16 protein-coding genes are annotated in these 16,730 nt (G+C 66.5%); 8 read left to right on the top strand and 8 right to left on the bottom strand.

Annotated elements, in window-relative coordinates; all coding sequences use genetic code 11:
* Positions 1 to 144: 144 nt before the first annotated feature.
* The 7 genes from cas2 to A6A40_RS19760 are packed head-to-tail and all read right to left on the bottom strand — an operon-like array spanning position 145 to position 7,948.
* On the bottom strand, positions 145 to 435 hold the full coding sequence (cas2, locus tag A6A40_RS19790; RefSeq protein WP_108547606.1) for a CRISPR-associated endonuclease Cas2: 291 nt from the start codon (positions 433 to 435) through the stop codon (positions 145 to 147).
* 6 nt (positions 436 to 441) lie between these two features.
* A complete protein-coding gene (cas1c, locus tag A6A40_RS19785; RefSeq protein ID WP_108547605.1) occupies positions 442 to 1,482 on the bottom strand; it encodes a type I-C CRISPR-associated endonuclease Cas1c in 1,041 nt (346 codons plus the stop codon).
* Positions 1,483 to 1,486: 4 nt separating this feature from the next.
* Positions 1,487 to 2,161: a CRISPR-associated protein Cas4 gene (cas4, locus tag A6A40_RS19780; RefSeq protein WP_108547604.1), complete on the bottom strand. Its 675-nt coding sequence runs from the start codon at positions 2,159 to 2,161 to the stop codon at positions 1,487 to 1,489.
* 34 nt (positions 2,162 to 2,195) lie between these two features.
* Positions 2,196 to 3,149, bottom strand: a complete 954-nt coding sequence (gene cas7c / locus A6A40_RS19775; RefSeq protein WP_108547603.1) for a type I-C CRISPR-associated protein Cas7/Csd2 — start codon at positions 3,147 to 3,149, stop codon at positions 2,196 to 2,198.
* A gap of 3 nt (positions 3,150 to 3,152) precedes the next feature.
* Positions 3,153 to 4,961: a type I-C CRISPR-associated protein Cas8c/Csd1 gene (gene cas8c, locus A6A40_RS19770; protein ID WP_108547602.1), complete on the bottom strand. Its 1,809-nt coding sequence runs from the start codon at positions 4,959 to 4,961 to the stop codon at positions 3,153 to 3,155.
* The gene (gene cas5c / locus A6A40_RS19765) at positions 4,958 to 5,632 is read right to left on the bottom strand and encodes a type I-C CRISPR-associated protein Cas5c (protein ID WP_108547601.1); all 675 of its coding nucleotides are present in this window, start codon (positions 5,630 to 5,632) and stop codon (positions 4,958 to 4,960) included. Before cas5c ends, cas8c begins: the two co-directional genes overlap by 4 nt.
* A gap of 9 nt (positions 5,633 to 5,641) precedes the next feature.
* On the bottom strand, positions 5,642 to 7,948 hold the full coding sequence (locus A6A40_RS19760; RefSeq protein WP_108547600.1) for a CRISPR-associated endonuclease Cas3'': 2,307 nt from the start codon (positions 7,946 to 7,948) through the stop codon (positions 5,642 to 5,644).
* Positions 7,949 to 8,188: 240 nt separating this feature from the next.
* Between A6A40_RS19760 and A6A40_RS30465 the strand changes: the two genes are divergently transcribed.
* Positions 8,189 to 9,367: a hypothetical protein gene (locus A6A40_RS30465; protein ID WP_146191595.1), complete on the top strand. Its 1,179-nt coding sequence runs from the start codon at positions 8,189 to 8,191 to the stop codon at positions 9,365 to 9,367.
* A gap of 35 nt (positions 9,368 to 9,402) precedes the next feature.
* Here A6A40_RS30465 and A6A40_RS19750 read toward each other — a convergent pair whose 3' ends face one another.
* Complete coding sequence (locus A6A40_RS19750; protein ID WP_236783906.1) at positions 9,403 to 9,879, bottom strand: helix-turn-helix domain-containing protein; 477 nt, start codon at positions 9,877 to 9,879, stop codon at positions 9,403 to 9,405.
* A 350-nt stretch (positions 9,880 to 10,229) separates the two neighbouring features.
* Between A6A40_RS19750 and A6A40_RS19745 the strand changes: the two genes are divergently transcribed.
* The 7 genes from A6A40_RS19745 to A6A40_RS19720 form a co-directional block, all read left to right on the top strand.
* Positions 10,230 to 10,790, top strand: coding sequence for a hypothetical protein (locus A6A40_RS19745; protein WP_108547598.1), 561 nt, complete (start codon positions 10,230 to 10,232; stop codon positions 10,788 to 10,790).
* A 191-nt stretch (positions 10,791 to 10,981) separates the two neighbouring features.
* Positions 10,982 to 11,707, top strand: a complete 726-nt coding sequence (locus tag A6A40_RS19740; protein WP_146191594.1) for a hypothetical protein — start codon at positions 10,982 to 10,984, stop codon at positions 11,705 to 11,707.
* A gap of 45 nt (positions 11,708 to 11,752) precedes the next feature.
* A complete protein-coding gene (locus A6A40_RS30760) occupies positions 11,753 to 11,920 on the top strand; it encodes a hypothetical protein (protein ID WP_158279324.1) in 168 nt (55 codons plus the stop codon).
* A complete protein-coding gene (locus A6A40_RS19735) occupies positions 11,917 to 12,108 on the top strand; it encodes a helix-turn-helix domain-containing protein (RefSeq protein ID WP_108547596.1) in 192 nt (63 codons plus the stop codon). Before A6A40_RS30760 ends, A6A40_RS19735 begins: the two co-directional genes overlap by 4 nt.
* A 206-nt stretch (positions 12,109 to 12,314) precedes the next feature.
* Positions 12,315 to 13,982, top strand: coding sequence for a tyrosine-type recombinase/integrase (locus tag A6A40_RS19730; protein WP_158279323.1), 1,668 nt, complete (start codon positions 12,315 to 12,317; stop codon positions 13,980 to 13,982).
* A 4-nt stretch (positions 13,983 to 13,986) separates the two neighbouring features.
* Positions 13,987 to 15,072, top strand: a complete 1,086-nt coding sequence (locus tag A6A40_RS19725; RefSeq protein WP_158279322.1) for a tyrosine-type recombinase/integrase — start codon at positions 13,987 to 13,989, stop codon at positions 15,070 to 15,072.
* A 10-nt stretch (positions 15,073 to 15,082) separates the two neighbouring features.
* Positions 15,083 to 16,730: recombinase family protein (locus tag A6A40_RS19720; protein ID WP_108547593.1), on the top strand; the 1,648-nt coding region annotated here is incomplete at its 3' end.

Here is a 16,730-nt window from a genome sequence, read left to right as displayed (position 1 = left end):
CCCAAAATCTCTGGTCGAGCGCGAATCAGTTCGCGCGCGCCGTTCTGTCGGGCGTCGATCACTATGCCATTGAAGCTAACCCATTGAAAGCATTCCACGGCGAACCTCCCAGGAGTTTCCTGTCCGCTTCGGGTTCGCGCTCGCTCAGAACACCAGCGTCCCGTCGAGGTCCAGCGTGGGCTTGGCCCCGACATGTTCAATGCGGCGGCTCGCACTGGCGCCAAGATGGTAGAAGCGCAGGCTGTCTATGCTCTGGTCGATTTCACCGAGCAGACGGGCACGCAGCGCAGTCCATTGTGCCGGATCGACCTCACATTCGAACACGGAAAACTGAACCCGCTGTCCGAAATCCCGGCATGCCTTCGCAACCCGGCGCAATCGGCGGCGACCGGCCGCGTCCTGGGTGTTCACGTCATAGGTGATCAGCATCAGCATGGCCGGTCATTTCCAAAGAAAGGGCGGGTAGCCGTCGAGGTCGCCGCGCAGATGGCGGGCAAGCAGCTGCGCCTGAATGTGCGGGACCAATCCCAGGCTGACCTTCTCGTTCAGGAACGGGTGGGTGATTTCATCCTTCTTGCGCTCCTGATAGGCGGCAAGGACTGCCTTTCGGGAGTCGTCGCGCAGCAGGACGGCACCGCCCTCCCTGTAGGTGAAATCCTTCGGCCCGATCTGCTGGCGATTGATCAGCGTCAGAACGACCCGGTCGGCCAGCACAGGACGGAACTCCTCCATCAGGTCGAGCGCGAGGCCGGCCCGGCCGGGACGGTCGCGGTGCAGGAAACCGACCTGCGGATCCAGGCCGACGGATTCCAGCGCCGAGCGGCAATCGTGCCCGACCATGGCGTACAGAAAGGACAGCAGGGCGTTGCAGGCATCCAGCGGCGGACGGCGGCTGCGACCGCGGAAGCGGAAGGCATCATCGTCGCGGCGGATCAGATGGTCGAACGCACCGAAATAGGCATTGGCGGCATCCCCCTCATGGCCGCGCGCGACGTCGATGCTCCCCGCCTCCATCACCCGGCGTGCCACGTCTCCCAGGCGGCGCTGGGCATCGTCCAATCCAGACCGGCCGATCTCCCCCATCGAAGACCCATGGTCCCGCAGCGCGCGGCGCAGCACCGCACGCTGGTTTGCCGCCTTCGCCACCACAATGGCGCGGACGATGACGAGCCCGGCGTCCGGATCGTCGGCCACCCGATACTGGCGCCGGCGCAGCAGCACATTTCCACTGCATGGCCCCTCCACCCGCGCCAGGAACTTGCCGTGTTCGGTCAGGAAGGAGACCGTTACTCCGGCTTCGGCACAGGCCCCCATCAGCGGTGGCGACATGCCGACCCGGCCGAAGCAGATGATGCCGCCCATCATGTGCATGGGCACGCGGCCGATTTCCCTCCGCTCCACCTCCACCACGATGTTGGCGCCGTCCTTGGACAGCCATGCGCCTTCGGTGGTGACGAACATCGTATTCAAATGCTGGCGCATGGGATCAGGAGTCTCCCCGGTCGGTTTCTCCGCGGTCATCAGGCGGGATCGCGTCCTCGCCGTCTTCCAAGTGCCGGGCAAGCCAGTCGGCCACCGGCGGCGGACGGCCCAGCCGGCGCGGCCGGCAAAGCTCGATCATCGAGCAGTTCCGGCATTTGGCCGCCTCGTACACCGGCGGCGGGGTGCGGCCGGACTCGATCATGGCGCGAACGGCGGCCGCCGTCCGTTCGGTCAGCCCCCGCAACTCGTCGTCGAGCCGGACAACGACACGCCGCCGGTTCTCCCCATAGAAGAGTGCCCCCTCGGCGATGTCCGTGTGGAACATCTCCTCCAGACAGATGGCCTGGGCGCAGAGCTGGACCTCGTCCGCCCGATGGGCCTTGGGCCGGCCGCGCTTGTATTCGACCGGATAAGGCCGCTGCTCGGGGCCATGCAGTTCGACCAGATCGGCGACGCCGGCAAGGCCAAGCCTCCGCGAACGCAACGGCATCGACCGCACCGTGCGGACGGCCCCCCGCCTGTCCCGGCCGCCCGCATCCACCGCGTCATGCAGCAGCCGGCCTTCGACGGTGAAGGTGTTCTCCTGCCACTGCCGCTCCACATGGATCAGGGCGCATTGGCGGGGACAGAACAGCTGGTGCTGCAACGCCGACAGGGGAAGAAGATCATCGTCGTCCATACCGCCCCCTTCCCCGGCTGGCTGCCCGCTTGGTTCAGAACTTCTCGATCATCGTCACCCCGGTCGGCACGTGCGCCGCATCCAGGGTGATCCGGTAATCGGCGAAGCGCCGGGCCGGCGGCAGGTTGCCGGTGCCGGGGCCGTCCAGCTCGTAATCCTCGCCCTGGAAGTGCCGTTTTACGGTGACGAGGTCGAACAGGCGATGGGCGGGAGCGTTACCGAGCGCGCTGTCGTGACGGAACAGGACCAGCTTGCGGCCGGCCATCTCGCCGCGGGCAGCCGAGCGGTCATGGTCGAACATCCCCTCCAGCGCGGTCCACAGCAGGTCCAGGTCGTCCTCGTCGAAACCGGTGCCCTCCGCCAGCTTGGCGGAGATGTAGCCATGGCAGCGATACAGGCCATAGGGGACGACATGCTTGCGCCCCATGGTGCGGTTGTCGCGGCGCCCATCATCCGCCGGGTCGCCGTCCTTGCGCTCCTTGGCCTCCTTCTCCGAGGTGGCGGCCATGCGGGTGATCGAAATCTCCAGCGGCAGGATCGGCTCCACCGAATGGGCGAAGGACAGCTGGACCGGCCCGCGCACCTGCCCGCAATTGATGCTGGTGCTCATCACTGCGCCGAAGCTGCGGACGTCGAAGAAGTTGTCGCACATGAACTGCCGGACGGCCTTTTCCTCCGCTTCCTTGGGCGACAGCTTCTTCGCGCTCTCGACATCCTTGTCGTCCGGGCGGACGGCGCGGTAGGCGGCGCGGTGCTTTTCGTTCAGGATCGCCCCTTCCTGGACATAGATGCCGTAGCGCGGCTCGCCGTCACGGCTGAGTGCGGCGAAGTTGCGGATCTTCCGCTTCAGGCAGACGTCGGTTACCAGCCCCTTGTTGGTTTCCGGATCGAGCCGCGGCAGGTTGCCGGCGTCGGGATCGCCGTTCGGATTGCCGTTGGTGACGTCGAACAGATAGACGAACTCGTAGCGGTTCTGGATCGCGGACATGGTTCAATCCTCGGAGACGGTCTGTTCGGTGGCGACGGCCTGTTCGGTGGATGCCGCGGCCTTGCCGGAATAGCGCTGGTGGTAGTAGCCGATGGCGAATCGCCCCTGATCCTCGATGCGCAGCGAGCGCGGAAAGCCGCTGTCCAGCCCGCCGAGGATCTGGCCGATTTCCCCTTCGAACCAGCCGCCGAGCCGGGGCTTGTCGCCCTTGCGCAACACCGCCAGATGGTGGTTGCTGTTGCGCAGCAGCATGGGGAAGACGCTGGCCGGGGTGGCCGACGCGGCGCCGAAATAGCGGTCGCGGATGCTGGCGTTCACATCCCCCAGGGCCGCCCGCTGGGCACCCTCCAGCACGGCAAACAGGCGGCCCAGCCGGTAGGCCGGGTTCGCCTCATCTCGGTTCAGGCTCACGGGTATCTCCTCCGTCTTCTTCGTTCCCAGGCGGGAGTCGCGGTTCAGGCAGGCCCGGCAGATCGCGGCCTTGACACCATTCACCGGGTCGCCGGCCCGCATGCGGATGATGACCGCCGCCAGCAGGCTGCGGGGATAGCGGCCGCCGGTCAGGATGGCGCGCATCACCTCCCCGGCCAGTTGCGGCGCGATGTTCTCGGTCTTGCCGAGCGGAGCGGTTTCGCGCAGCAGCATCCAGACCGCCGGCGCGGTGCGCCAGGGCGCGGGATCGATCCGCAGATCTTCCCAATGGCGGCCGACACGTTCGGCGATGGCCGCGAAGCTGTCCTCCAGCCAGAAACGCACCGACAGCCGGGCGATGTTCGGCGACAGGCCGAGAACGTAGAAGCGTGTCCGCTCATCCAGCTCCGGCGCAATCTCCCGCACCGGCCGCCCCTGGCTGACCGGAAGCAGGGCGTTGCGGATCGCCTGCGCCTCGTCGGCATCCTCGGCGGCGGGCGGACTGAGCAGATCGTGGAACAGCACCTCCGCCCTCTGGGCGGACTCCTCGCCACCGGAGGTGTCGGCCCAGAACACCGTGGTCGCGTCGCCGATCACCAGCCGGTTGCCGCTGCCCCGCGCCAGCAGCGCGTTCAGGGCGGCGCCGTAGCCGAAAGCCGCCGCCTCCGACACCGGCGCGTTCAGCCCTTGCTCCTTGCCATAGGAGGTGAAGGCGTCATTGTTGAAGGAGACGATGGAGGCACCGGAACTCTGCGCGTCCATCACCCCCTTGATCGCGGGATGCAGACGAGCGATCGGCTGGCGCGCTCCCGTCACCAGGCAGATACCCTCCTCCCCAGCGCCCTCGGCCACCGCCCGCTCCCAGATGCGCCGGGCGGCGGTACGGTCGTGCAGGAAGCGCGGCTCCCCCCGATCATTCCGGTCGCCGTCGAGCATGAACATGAAGTTCTGGTCGAGCATGGCGTCGGTGAAACCGCAGGCGTCGAAACGGTCGGCCGACCAGCCATCTAGGAAGCGCAACAGGGCGGCCAGCCCGGCATCCTCGGTTCCGGCCAACAGCCGACGGTGCAACTCCTGGAAGGCTGCATGGTTGGCCGGATGGGCCACCCGCTGCCGCGTCACCTTGTCCACCCCAAGGCCGAGCACGAACTTTCCGTTGTCCCACAGGAAGAAGGAGCGCGGCGTTGTCCCCGGACGCTTGAAGGATTGCGGCACCGCCGTCGGCCGCGGCTCCGACTTCTTCCCCGATAGGCTCTGCCAGGGCAGGATCTCCACCGGCTCGCCATCGGGCGACAGGACGATGATGTGGGCGATGCGCTCCGTCGAATAGCCGAAGGGCGGCACCTCGCCACGGTCGGCCAGCCGGCCATAATAGCCGTTGAGCGCGGCAAGGACGGTCATGACCGCACCTCCACCGAGTTCAGCGGCGGCACTGCCATCACTCCGTCGCGCAGCGCCGCGCGGAAGAACAGCGAGGTCATGTCGTTGGCATGGTCGATGTCGAGCAGCATCCAGCCGAGGTCGCGGTCACGCTGGTCCGGCGGCAGTTCCGACACCGGTGCGACACCATCCTCCAGCAGGGCGAAATTCGCCGGGAACTCCCGCACGCCCAGGCAGGGCTGTTGAAAGCACTGTCCGCTGGCCGCACGGCGGTTGAACATCGACAGATGCTTGGCCTCGCTGTCGCCCGGTCCGGCGCGCTCCGTCAGTTCGAAATGGGCGTGGATGACATAGGCAACGTCGACCAGCAGGGTCGCGGCGCGCTGCTGCCGGTTCTCCTCCACCACCATGCGCAGGTCCTCTACCGCATCGGCCTTCATCGCCTTGCGCACCGCCGCGGTCGGCACGCGCGATCCCACCTCGTTGCGGCGGATCGACTGGAAGCGGATCGGCTTCAGAACCTCGATGGCGTCGATCGCCCAGCGGATCGCCGGCTTCCAATGGATCGCCTCCAGGATGCCGCGCGCCGCCGAAGGCGTCATGACATCGTAGGACACCCGTTCGACCTTCATTTCCGGCCGGGTGAAGCAAGCGCGGTCGCCCCACACGTGAAGTTTCACGCCGTAGGCCATGGCTCTCCCTCAAAAAATGCTGGTTTCGAACCGCCGGAAGGTAGGATCCTCCCAATTCAGCCCGACGTCGGGGTGGTAGAGGTCGCCGTTGACCAGCGCGACGAACTGGTCGCCGAACTCGCCGCTCCGGATGCACTCCGCCGCCCCGGCCTTCAGCAAGCCGGCACGGGCCGAACGGGGAACCTGGACCAGATAGGGCTGCAGGGCGCGGGCGATCCCCCCGGTCTTGTCCGCCGGTGCGTGGCGCAAGGCATCGAGCAGACGCGGGACGGCGTCCGGCTCACCGGCAGGACGATAGGGTACGATCACCGGCACCAGCGGCGACTCGATGATCCGGAACGCCTTCGCAATGTCGGCGAAGGGGAAGTCGTGCTTGCGCCGATAAAGACGCAGGGCGTTCAGGATACCGCGGATCGCCCCCGCCCCCTCCCCCACCAGGGCAGCATCCAGGTCCTCGTCACCGCGCAACCAGTAGACCTGCTGGAAGTAGGCGCGCAATGTGTCGAGAGCCAGTGGGTCGTCATGGGCGCGCAGAACACTGGCGGCTGTCTGAGCGAACAGCGCCAGTTCCGCTGGCGGCCGGTGGCCTTCATCCTCTGGGCTGTCGAAGACGAAGACGCGCCCCAACTCGGGCAACTCGCCGTTCCGGTTGCAGCGGCCCGCTGCCTGCGCGATGGAATCGAGCCCGGCCATCGCCCGGTAGACGACGGGAAAGCTGAAATCCACCCCAGCCTCGACCAGGGAGGTCGAAACCAGCCGGACGGTCTTACCATCCTTGATGTCCTGGCGGATGGCCGCCAATTCCGCCCGGCGGTGCTTGGCGCACAGGCAGGTGGACAGGTGTCGCGCGCCCTCGACCCCGGCAATCCGCCGGTGCAGGTCGCGCGCATGCCGGCGACTGTTGACGATGCAGAGTGCTTGGGGTTCGCTCAGCAGCCGTTCGGCAAGCGCCTCGTCGGGCAGCGGTTCGGCGATGGTGCTGACCGTCACCCGTTTCAGCCGGCGGTACAAGTCCGGCGGGTCGGGCGCCAGTTCCCGCACCTTGTCCAGGCCTCCCCGGAAGCCGGCATCCGTCGTCACCGCCGGCTGGGTCGCCGTACACAGAACCACGGAACTGCGATAGCCGCGCGCCAGCTCGCGCAGTGCCTCCAGGCATGGCCGCAGCACCTTCAACGGCAAGGTCTGCGCCTCGTCCAGGATCACCACCGATCCGGCGATGGCATGCAGCTTTCGGCAAGCCGACGGGCGGTTGGAGAACAGGCTTTCGAAGAACTGCACCGCGGTGGTGACGACCACCGGCCGGTCCCAGTTTTCAGCGGCGTGTCTCAGCTTGCGGGCACCGTCCTTGCCTTCATCGTCGGGGTCGCTGTCGTCCGCCGGTCCGAAATCGAAACCGCTGTGATGTTCGAGCACGGCGTCGTCGCTGCCCAGCGCGTCGCGGAAGACCGCTGCCGTCTGCTCGACAACGGAGGTGAAGGGGATCACATAGATGACCCGCCGCAACCCATGCCGAACCGCATGGTCCAGGGCGAAGGCCAGCGACGACAGGGTCTTGCCGCCGCCGGTCGGCACCGTCAGCGAGAACAACCCCGGCTCGTCGTCTGCTCTCGCCCGAACTGCAGTCAGCACCTCCGCCCGTAAACTATCGACCGCGCTGGTCCGTCCCTCAAATCGGGCCAGATGCGCGTTTAGCCGGTCACGAAGATCGGCGACCGTGAGCGTGCATCCCCGCTCGACCGGCTCATCAAGCAGATCGGAATAAAACCGCTCCGTCTCCAGCCGATCGGCATCGACGAGACAGGAAAAGAGCATGCGAATGAGGAAAGCGGCTGAGAACTCGTGCGTGAACCCCTCCGACAGCACCGGCGCAGCCAGAGCGACCGACGTCGGCGCGATGTCGAGGTCGGGCGTCAGACAGCGTACCGGCAGGGGCGTGGCGGCCCCGGCTGCCAGCCGGTCTTTCAGCGACGATAACCCACCCCCAGCAATGCCCCCATTCGCCAGTCCAGCATGATGGCCGGCGATCCCATAAGCCATCATCCGGCCATACGGCGCAGGGTAGTTACGCTCAGCGATGACGGCGCCCGCGGTCGAATGGTCAACGCTCGTCCCTTGGCCCCGGATATAGGATTGGAATGCGTCCCGAGCCTTGCCGATGTCATGGAGCGCGCCCATGGCCCGTGCAAGCTCTTGGCCGCCGAACGTGGCGGCAAGCCTCTCCGCCCGATCGGCGACCTTGGTCAGGTGAGCAGCCAGCGGCTCCCATAGCACTTCATCCCGCCCGGGAACAGAATGCGCGTATACCACTGCACTCATGAGATGACCCGCGATCCATCAACTCTTTTGAGAGTTGTCAGCATGCGTCACGATCCGGATTTGATCAAGATTTTACGTTTTATCTCGCAAAAGAAGTTATTTGTGTACATGCCCAGTCTCCTTAATGGCCGCAGCAAGAGTCAGCCACTGTTCAGTCCCTTCCCTATCGCTGGTAACCGATCGGGCATAACCGGAACCCAGCGCCAAGAGTAGGCACCTCAACACCCTTGGGAGCCAATCTTGCCCGCTATCAGCCTGCTCGACAAATTTCGCCTTCTGGATGCAGTTGCCTGCGACCCTGATCGTAGCCGCATCGAAATCGGCATCGTCGCCTGCGTCCTCCATTGCCTCGACAACAACAGCGGCCTCGCTCGCGTTGGATTTGAGCGCCTTTCCGAACGGACGGGCGCCAGCAGGAGCGGCGTTCAACGAGGACTTAAAAATTTGGAACGCACTGGAGTCTTGCCGGTCCACAGGCGCGGTGGATCGAACAAGGAGGGCGATCGCATGGCGAATGTCTATCGCCCGAATTTCTCCTATCGTCCTGCCCATCTTCAGACCGCAGGCGATGCGAATGAGGTTTCTGGCAGCACCAGCAGCGCGGACGCTACCAGTAGCGCAGACGCCGTCGACCAGGAGCGTGGGCGCACCAGACTGGTAGCGTCCACGCTCCCCCTTCCCTCTTCTCTCCCCGGGTTTAACCCCGGGGGAGAGGAAGAGGGGGTTACCCCACCGCCGCCTGACGCCGTCACCGCCGTTGGCGGCGCCGTCGACGGCGGGGTAACGGCTGGAGCCCACGTCCATCTGGAAGGCTTTGACAAGTTCTGGTCAGCTTGTCCCAAGCGCGAACATCGGAAGCAAGCCGTGGAAGCTTACCGCGATGTCTTGACCTCCGGTTCCGTGACGCCGTCTGCGTTGATCGCAGCCATGCAGCGGTATGCATTCGCCAAGGCCCACCTGACCGACCCGAAATATCTCAAGTTCCCGCACAACTGGCTGCGCGGGGAATGCTGGCTTGAGGATCCTCAGCCGCCGAAGGCAAAGCCAGCGAAATCACCCCGACCGTCAACTGAGAAGCTGACCGAGTGCGTCCGTAAGGTGGTTATTTCAGAAGATAAAAAGCACCTCATTAAGAAGAAGAAGCCCAAAAATCCCGAAGCAACAAGGAGTCGGCCACCCGCAAATAGCCAAAACTCCAATCAAATCGTGAAGGACTCCGCGCCCTTGAAGCCGAAAGCTCACAAACGCATGCATGCACCTGGAAATATCATGGAATATTATCACTTCGGCCCCGTCGAGGTTCTCGATGGTTGGACCGAAGACGGGTATGTGGAAATCAAGGAGCTGAAAACGAATATAACCCGAATGGTCTTCCAGGGTTACCTTGGAAAGGTTATCAGGCCGAGCTGGGCAAGATAGCACAAAAAAATGAGAGCTTCCAACGGCCTCGCGGCCTAGGAACAATTCTTTCTGATTTCTAAAACAATCTCAAGATGCCTTACGGCAATTTCTAGATCCTCATTCGACAACTGTCGACCGAGGATCTTGAGGTTGCCTTCCAGGACAAACCGCCTGTCGCTTACCTTCCGCTCAACATCTTCAAAGAAATACTGAATCGGCACGTCAAGATGCCGACCAAGTTGCTCCAGCGTCTCGATCGTCGGAAAGGTGCGGCCTCGTTCGATGTTGGACACTGCCTCGACCGTCCGGCCGACCAGGTCCGCCAATGCCTCTTGGGTAAGGCTGCGGGCCACCCGCGCCTCCTTGACCCTCAACCCGACACGCTGCTTCAAGCTCAATGACATGAGCCGGATCATTACGCCGTTATAGCGCCTTGACCACGATCCACCAGATCGGTATTCGTCGGTCAGAACGAACCAGTGGACCGGCATGAGCCCATGCGAGCCGACAAACACATCAGCGGCGGACATATCCCCGTCAGCAGAGCCCCCATCAGCGGCGACGCGATTTGCCCGCGGCCCCGCCGGTTACGCCGCTTACCTCGCCAGTCCTCAATGGCGCGCTCTGCGGCGTGATGCGTTCGCCCGCGATGGCGGGCGGTGCGTCCTGTGCAACGCGACAGACCAGCTGGAAGGGCACCACCGCGTTTACCCGCCCGGCGGCGACTGGGCCAAGGACCGCCTGGAAGCCGTGACGACGCTGTGCGCGCCCTGCCACGCGATGGTGACCGGCATACTGCGCGGCCGCCGCTACGCCACGGCCACGGTCAATCTCCCTGACACCCAGCCAAGCCGCCCCCGTCCGCGGCTGGAGGCCCCCGATGTATCAGCCCCTGAGCTTCCAGATCACCGGCGTCTCACCCCTTCTCATGCAAAACGGCCGGCTGGCCGATCCGCTCGACCCGCTGGTCAAGGACATCAAGAAGCTGAGCAGCAAGCGGCCGAAGACGGAAACCGATTTGGAGCAGATGGCCAAGCTTGAGTTCCTCGGCTCTCTGTATCTGCATGGCGGCGAACCCTGCCTCCCCGGCGAGTTGATCGAGGCGGCGCTGATCGACGGAGCCAAGCGCAAACGCCGCGGGCCGCTGGCCAAAGCGGGCATCCTGTGTGACGGCAACATCCCGCTTCAGTATGACGGCCCCCGCGAGCCGGAGGCGTTGTGGGATGATGGCCGCTTCCGCTTTCGCACTGGTGTCCGCGTCGAGCGCCTGCGGGTGATGCGGGTCCGGCCGCGCTTCGACGACTGGAGCGCTGCGGTCACCATCCAGTTCATGCCGTCGCTGCTGAGCGAGGATGACGTCCGGGACATCATCCGCACCACCGGCGAGGTGGTCGGTCTTGGAGATTGGCGCCCGAAATTCGGGCGCTTCACGGTGCATTGAGGGGCCGACTGGCGCCTCAATGCAGCCTTGGCGTGGCATGGATCGGCGTGGCATGGCAAGGCTGGGCATGGCAAGGCTGGGCATGGCGGGGGAAGGGCGGCATCAGCCGCCCTTCATGCCGCCGAATGGTCCCGGTATGATCTGACGCGGTACCGCGGCACTATCCCCCTTCGACATCACACCGAGCCATCATGACGGAACAGGCACCTCCGCCGACGGAAATGCAGGATGAGCCATGGCGGCCATTGTTCGATGCTGTCGTCGATCGGCTGCAGTTGTCCGATCCCAGTAGGATTGCGGCATGGCGCCACTACGTCGAGCAACTTCCGGCCTTGGCAGCGTCCCAGGCAGCCATCGACCAAACGCCCGCCCCCAGCGCGACCCGCGACCGGATGAAGCGCATCCTGGCAGCGTGCGACGCCCTGTTGGATGCCATCCAGGACGACACACCGCAGGATGGACACCTCCGCCCCGTCCCTCAGCTCCTGTGGGGCTTGGCCGCGCAGCTGGCGCCGGAGGACCCCAACGCGGCCATCATCGATGGACAGGCAGACCACGCGCTTGAGGACGCCTTCAGCGGCGTGCTGATGCTGCGGACCGCGGCTGAACTGGTGCGGGATGCCGAAGCGGACCGCGTTGCCTCCGGCGTCGGCGGAACGCGCCACAAGGCCGCGGCCGGCTACCACATGACCTTCGACTTCCTGCTGGACGTCTACGAGGCGATCAGCGACCGGCCGCTCGGTACCTCCTGGGACGACATGGGCGGAGCAGCCGGCGGGCCGCTGGTCGACTTCCTCCAGCTCTGCCTGCAGGCGCTGGGCTACACGCCGACCAAGAACGCCCTGCGCACCGCAGTGAAGCGCGCCATCAAAGCCCGGCGAACCGACCCGAACAAATCAGCTGCGCCGCAAAGCTGATCTGGCCCTTTCGGCACAAGAGTTCAGCTTTGGCACGAAGAGGGCATGACCCACCATGTCCTCTCCCCCAACACCACCGCCCCCTGCCCCCCGCCCAATTCCGAGGCTGCGGTCGAGCGCCTGCGTGCGCTGGCGCGCCTGCTGGGCCGTATGGCGGCGCGGGAGTACCTGGCGCGTTCGGGCGAGGCGACGCAGCCCCCGAAGCCGGAATGAGCAAGCCCCCTTCCCGTCCCGCCGCCCTGCTGACCATCCCTGACGTCGCCGACCGCCTGCAAGTTAGCATCAAGTCCGTCCGCCGCTGGATCGTGTCGGGCGACCTGCCCACCGTCCGGCTCGGCCGTCAGATCCGCATCCAGCCGAAGGACCTCGACATCTTCCTCAGGCAGCGCTGGATCAGCTGACCACTGCTGTCCATCCTTGTCCAGTAGTGGCAAGGACTTGGACGACCATCGGGAAAAGGTGGCCCTCGTATTCTCGAACCAAAAGCGTGCTACGTCTTCCCGATCAGGACTTCCTGTCCACTCCTGTCTTCCCGAGGCCACGGATGACCACCTCCACCACTTCCCAGTCTCAGCCCAGCTTGCCTGCGGTGCTTGATATGCCGCCAATGCGCTCCCTGGCCGACCTGCTGACACGCGTCCTTGCCGACCCCGCCCTGCCGCCGCAGCGCGCTCGGGACCATGCCTCCTCCCTGCGCCGCTTCGGCTGCATCGTCGGACGCGACCTCGCCGCCATCCCCGCCAGCTTTGATGCGCTGCGCCCGCTGATCGCCTCCGTCCATCCGGCGGCCCACGGCCTGTCGCTCAAGCGCTGGCAGAATATCCGTTCCGCCCTCAGCACCCTGCAGCGCCATTACGGCGCCACGGCAACCCATCGGCGCCTCGCCTGCCACCTGCCGGAGCCCTGGTACAGCCTCCGCGCGGTGGTCACCGACCCGGCGATGCAGCGCGGCCTCGCCCGTTTCCTGCGCTACTGTGCCGACCATGACATCGCACCGAACACCGTGTCGGACGCCACCTTCACCGCCTTCGCCACTTCGCTGACGACCGGCACCCTCGTCGCCAAGCCGCAGCGGGTCGAGCGGATGGCCCGCCAGCAGTGGAACCGGGCCGTCGCCGCCGCCTTGCCCGGCTGGCCGATCACGCCGGTGCCGGTCACCAGCAATCGGGACGACTACCAGCTGCCGTTGGACCGCCTCCCGCCGTCCTTTGCCACCGATCTGGCGGCATGGATGCGGCGGCTGTCCGGCGCCGACCCGCTGGACGAGTTCGGCCCGGCCCGGCCGTTGCGCCCCAGTTCGCTGAAGACCGCTCGCGGCCATGTGCTGCGTTTCGCCGCTGCCCTCGTCCATGCCGGCGAAGACCCCCAGGCGTTGACCACGCTGGCGGCGCTGGTGGTGCCGGAGCGCTTCAAGATCGCCCTGCTGTGGCTGATGACCCGCCGGGGCGGCGCCAGCCCCGGCCTGATCGAACAGGCGAAGTGCCTGCTCTCCGTCGCCCGCCACTGGGTTCAGGCGCCGAAGGCCGACCTGGAGCGGCTGAACAAGCTGGTCGCCAAGCTCGGCAGCCGCCACAAGGGCATGACCGACAAGAACCGCGCCCGCCTGCGCGCCTTCGACGATCCCAAGCACCTGCTGGCCCTGCTCACCCTGCCGGAGCGGTTGATGGACAAGGCCGACCGCGTGGCGGCGCCCAGCCGCCGGGAAGCCCTGATGGCGCAGACCGCGGTGGCGGTGCAGATTCTGCTGCTGGTGCCGTTGCGCCGCCTCAACCTGCTGCGGCTGGACGTCCATCGCCATCTCTGTCGCAGCCGTTCCGGCCGTCACGCCCTCGTCCATCTCGTCATCCCGGCGGAGGAGACCAAGACCAGCCAGCCGATCGAGGCGGTGCTGCCGGAGCCGCTGGTGCGGATGATCGACCACTTCATGACGCGCTATCATCCGTTGCTGACGTCGGACGCCAGCGGCCTGCTGTTCCCCGGACGCGATGGCGGCTGCAAGCACATCACCGCTTTGACGGCGCAAATCGAGCGGGCGGTGCGCGACCACACCGGCCTCGCCGTCAATCCGCACCTGTTCCGCCACCTCGCTGGCAAGCTCAGCCAGCAGTTCGATCCCGGCAATTACGAGCTGTCGCGCCAGCTCCTCGGCCATCGCTCCACCGATACGACGGTGACCTACTACACCGGCCAGGACACCGCCGCCGCGGTCGCCCGCTATGACGCCAACATCCTCGAGCGCACCAGCTCACTCCGCGGCAAGGTCGTGGGGCGCTGAGGCGATGAGCAAGACCTCCGCGACCATCGACCGCCGCAGCATGCCGGTCAGCGCGTGGCCTGAGCAGGACCGCGCCTTGTGGCAAACCGCCTGCGAAGCTGGCGGGCCGCTGGATGACGCCGGTGCCGCCGCCGACTGGGCACCGGCCACCCGTCGCAGCCGCGGCGCCAACTATGGCCGCTGGCTCACCTGCCTCGACCAGCAGGGTCTGCTGACGCCGGATGCCGCCCCTGGTGATCGCGTGACGCCGGACATGGTGCGCAGCTACATCGACCTGTTGCGTCCGACCCTCGCTCCGCTGTCCTTGTGGACCACCATCGACCAGCTCGCCGCCATCATGCCGGCCCTGGCGCCCGACGCCGATTGGGGGTGGCTGCGCCGCACCGCCGGTCGCCTTAAGCGCGGCGCTGCCAACCGGCGTCCGATCGCGCCGCGCATCCGCCACGCTGCCGACCTTTACCAGCGCGCCCTCGCCGCCCTTGCCGGAATCGAAGACAAGCCCGAAGCCCGGCCGTTCGCCCATGCCACCGGCTTCCGCGACGCCCTGATGTTTGCCCTCACCATTTCACGGCCGATCCGCCGCCGCACGTTGGCAGGTTTGCGGGTGGGCCAGCATCTCCGGCCGACCTCCGACGGCTTCCTGATCCAGCTGGAACGCGAGGACCTCAAATGCGGCGGTCCGATGAACTTCCCGCTGCCGGCCAGCTTGGCGCCCCACATGGCGCGCTACCTCAACCACCACCGGCCGCAGCTGCTGCAAGGCCATGCCTATGATGCCCTGTGGATCACCCGCGAGGGGCTGCCGATGACCCTCAACGGCGTCTCCAGCCGCTTCGATCGCGCCACCCCAGCCATCCTCGGCGAACGGATCAACCCGCACCTGCTGCGCCACTGCGCCGCGACCAGCATCGCCCTCGACGACCCGCAGGGTGCTCGGTTGACGGCGGCGCTGCTCGGCCACAGCACGCTGCGGACCAGTGAGCGCCACTACACGATGGCCAAGGGGCTGGAGGCCAGCCGCCGCTATCAGGCCACCCTCACCGACCACATCACCCACCTGCGCCGCGCCGTCCGCGGCGAGCGCCCGTAGGATCCCCATCATGCGCGCCGTCATTTACGCCCGCTACTCCAGCGACCAGCAACGCGAAGCCTCCATCGCCGACCAGATCGAGGTGTGCCGGCGTTATGCCGAGCGCCAGGGCTGGACCGTCGTCGACCATTACAGCGATGCCGCCCTCAGCGGCGCCAGCCGTCACCGTCCCGCCTTCCAGAAGCTGCTGCGCGAGGCCGGACAGCGCCGCTTCGACATCGTGCTGTGCGAGGCAATCGACCGCCTCGGCCGTCGCCTTGCCGACACCGCCGACCTTCAGGACCGCCTCGCTTTCTACGGCGTGCGGCTGTTCACCCCCCAGCTCGGCGAAATCACCACCATCCACGTCGCCGTCATGGGCATGATGGCGCAGGTCGCGTTGAGGGACTTGGCGGACAAGACCCGCCGCGGCCAGCTCGGCCGCGCCATGGCTGGCCGCATGCCGGACGGCAAGGCCTTCGGCTATGACGTGCTGGAGGGCGACGCTGAGGGTCGTGGCAAGCGGCGGATCAACCCGGCCGAAGCCGAAGTCGTCCAGCGCATCTTTCGGCTGTTCGCCGACGGTGCCAGCCCGCGCGCCATCGCCAAGCGCCTCAACGCCGACGGCGTGCCCGGTCCGGAGGGCCGGCTCTGGCAGGACACCACCATCCGCGGTCAGGTCGAGCGCGGCACCGGGATCCTGAACAACGCGATCTATGCCGGCCGGCTGGAATGGAACCGCTGCTCCTACGTCAAGGATCCGGAAACCGGTAAGCGGGTTGCGCGGCCCAACCCGCCAGAGGCATGGGAGGTGGTGGAGGTGCCGGAGCTGCGCATCGTCGACGCGGCACTGTGGGAGCGGGTCAAGGAGCGGCAGGCATCGATCAGCTTCGACATCAGTCGCGACGATCAGGGAAACGCGCTGAACCGGGCGCACCGGCGCAAGTTTCTGCTGTCGGGGCTGCTGACCTGCGGGTGCTGCGGCGCCGGCTACACCATCATGGGCAAGGAGCTCTATGGCTGCGGTGGTCGCCGCCGCAAGGGCAATTGCGCCAACGACCGCACCATCAGCCGCTTTGACATCGAGCGGCGGGTCCTCACCGGGCTGAAAGAGCGCCTGCTGGCGCCCGAGCTGGTCCGGGAGTTCGTCGACAGCTTCCGTGCCGGCGTCGAAGCGGCAACGGCCGACCGCGAAGCCAACCGCCGCACGCGCGAGCGCGAGCTGACGGCCGTCGAGCGCAAGATCGCCGGCATCCTGAAGGCGATCGAGGATGGGCTGTACCACGAGTCGATGAAGGAGCGCCTGACCATCCTGGAGGCGGACAAGGCCCGGCTGCTCGCCGCGGCCGAGGAGCCCGATGCGGACCTGCCGTCGGTCCTGCTGCACCCCCAGCTGTCGGACCTCTACCGCCGCAAGGTGGAAGCGCTGGAGGCCGCTCTTGCTGGCGGCGAGGACAGCGCCGAGGCGATGGAGATGGTGCGGATCATGATCGAGCGCGTCGTGCTGACGCCCTCCCCTGCCGGAGCGGGGTTGGACGCCGACCTGCACGGCGAGTTGGCCGGTGTCCTGGCTGTCTGCGAGGGGGCCGCTCAGATGAGCAAAACCCAGACGCACGAACGCCCCGGCTCTTTCGAACCGGGGCGTCAAGTGTCGGTGGTTGCGGGGGCAGGATTTCGCC

Source organism: Azospirillum humicireducens (assembly GCF_001639105.2).
Classification (GTDB): Bacteria; Pseudomonadota; Alphaproteobacteria; order Azospirillales; family Azospirillaceae; genus Azospirillum; species Azospirillum humicireducens.
This window is presented reverse-complemented; position numbering and strand designations above follow the sequence as displayed.

Coding starts and splice junctions, on each gene's coding strand:
- A6A40_RS19760 (WP_108547600.1), bottom strand. CDS start 7,948: ATGAGTGCAGTGGTATACGCGCATTCTGTTCCCGGGCGGGATGAAGTG.
- cas4 (WP_108547604.1), bottom strand. CDS start 2,161: ATGGACGACGATGATCTTCTTCCCCTGTCGGCGTTGCAGCACCAGCTG.
- A6A40_RS19730 (WP_158279323.1), top strand. CDS start 12,315: ATGCGCTCCCTGGCCGACCTGCTGACACGCGTCCTTGCCGACCCCGCC.
- A6A40_RS19745 (WP_108547598.1), top strand. CDS start 10,230: ATGTATCAGCCCCTGAGCTTCCAGATCACCGGCGTCTCACCCCTTCTC.
- A6A40_RS19725 (WP_158279322.1), top strand. CDS start 13,987: ATGAGCAAGACCTCCGCGACCATCGACCGCCGCAGCATGCCGGTCAGC.
- A6A40_RS19750 (WP_236783906.1), bottom strand. CDS start 9,879: ATGTCCGCCGCTGATGTGTTTGTCGGCTCGCATGGGCTCATGCCGGTC.
- cas8c (WP_108547602.1), bottom strand. CDS start 4,961: ATGACCGTCCTTGCCGCGCTCAACGGCTATTATGGCCGGCTGGCCGAC.
- A6A40_RS19740 (WP_146191594.1), top strand. CDS start 10,982: ATGACGGAACAGGCACCTCCGCCGACGGAAATGCAGGATGAGCCATGG.
- A6A40_RS19735 (WP_108547596.1), top strand. CDS start 11,917: ATGAGCAAGCCCCCTTCCCGTCCCGCCGCCCTGCTGACCATCCCTGAC.
- cas5c (WP_108547601.1), bottom strand. CDS start 5,632: ATGGCCTACGGCGTGAAACTTCACGTGTGGGGCGACCGCGCTTGCTTC.
- cas1c (WP_108547605.1), bottom strand. CDS start 1,482: ATGCGCCAGCATTTGAATACGATGTTCGTCACCACCGAAGGCGCATGG.
- cas7c (WP_108547603.1), bottom strand. CDS start 3,149: ATGTCCGCGATCCAGAACCGCTACGAGTTCGTCTATCTGTTCGACGTC.
- A6A40_RS30760 (WP_158279324.1), top strand. CDS start 11,753: ATGACCCACCATGTCCTCTCCCCCAACACCACCGCCCCCTGCCCCCCG.
- cas2 (WP_108547606.1), bottom strand. CDS start 435: ATGCTGATGCTGATCACCTATGACGTGAACACCCAGGACGCGGCCGGT.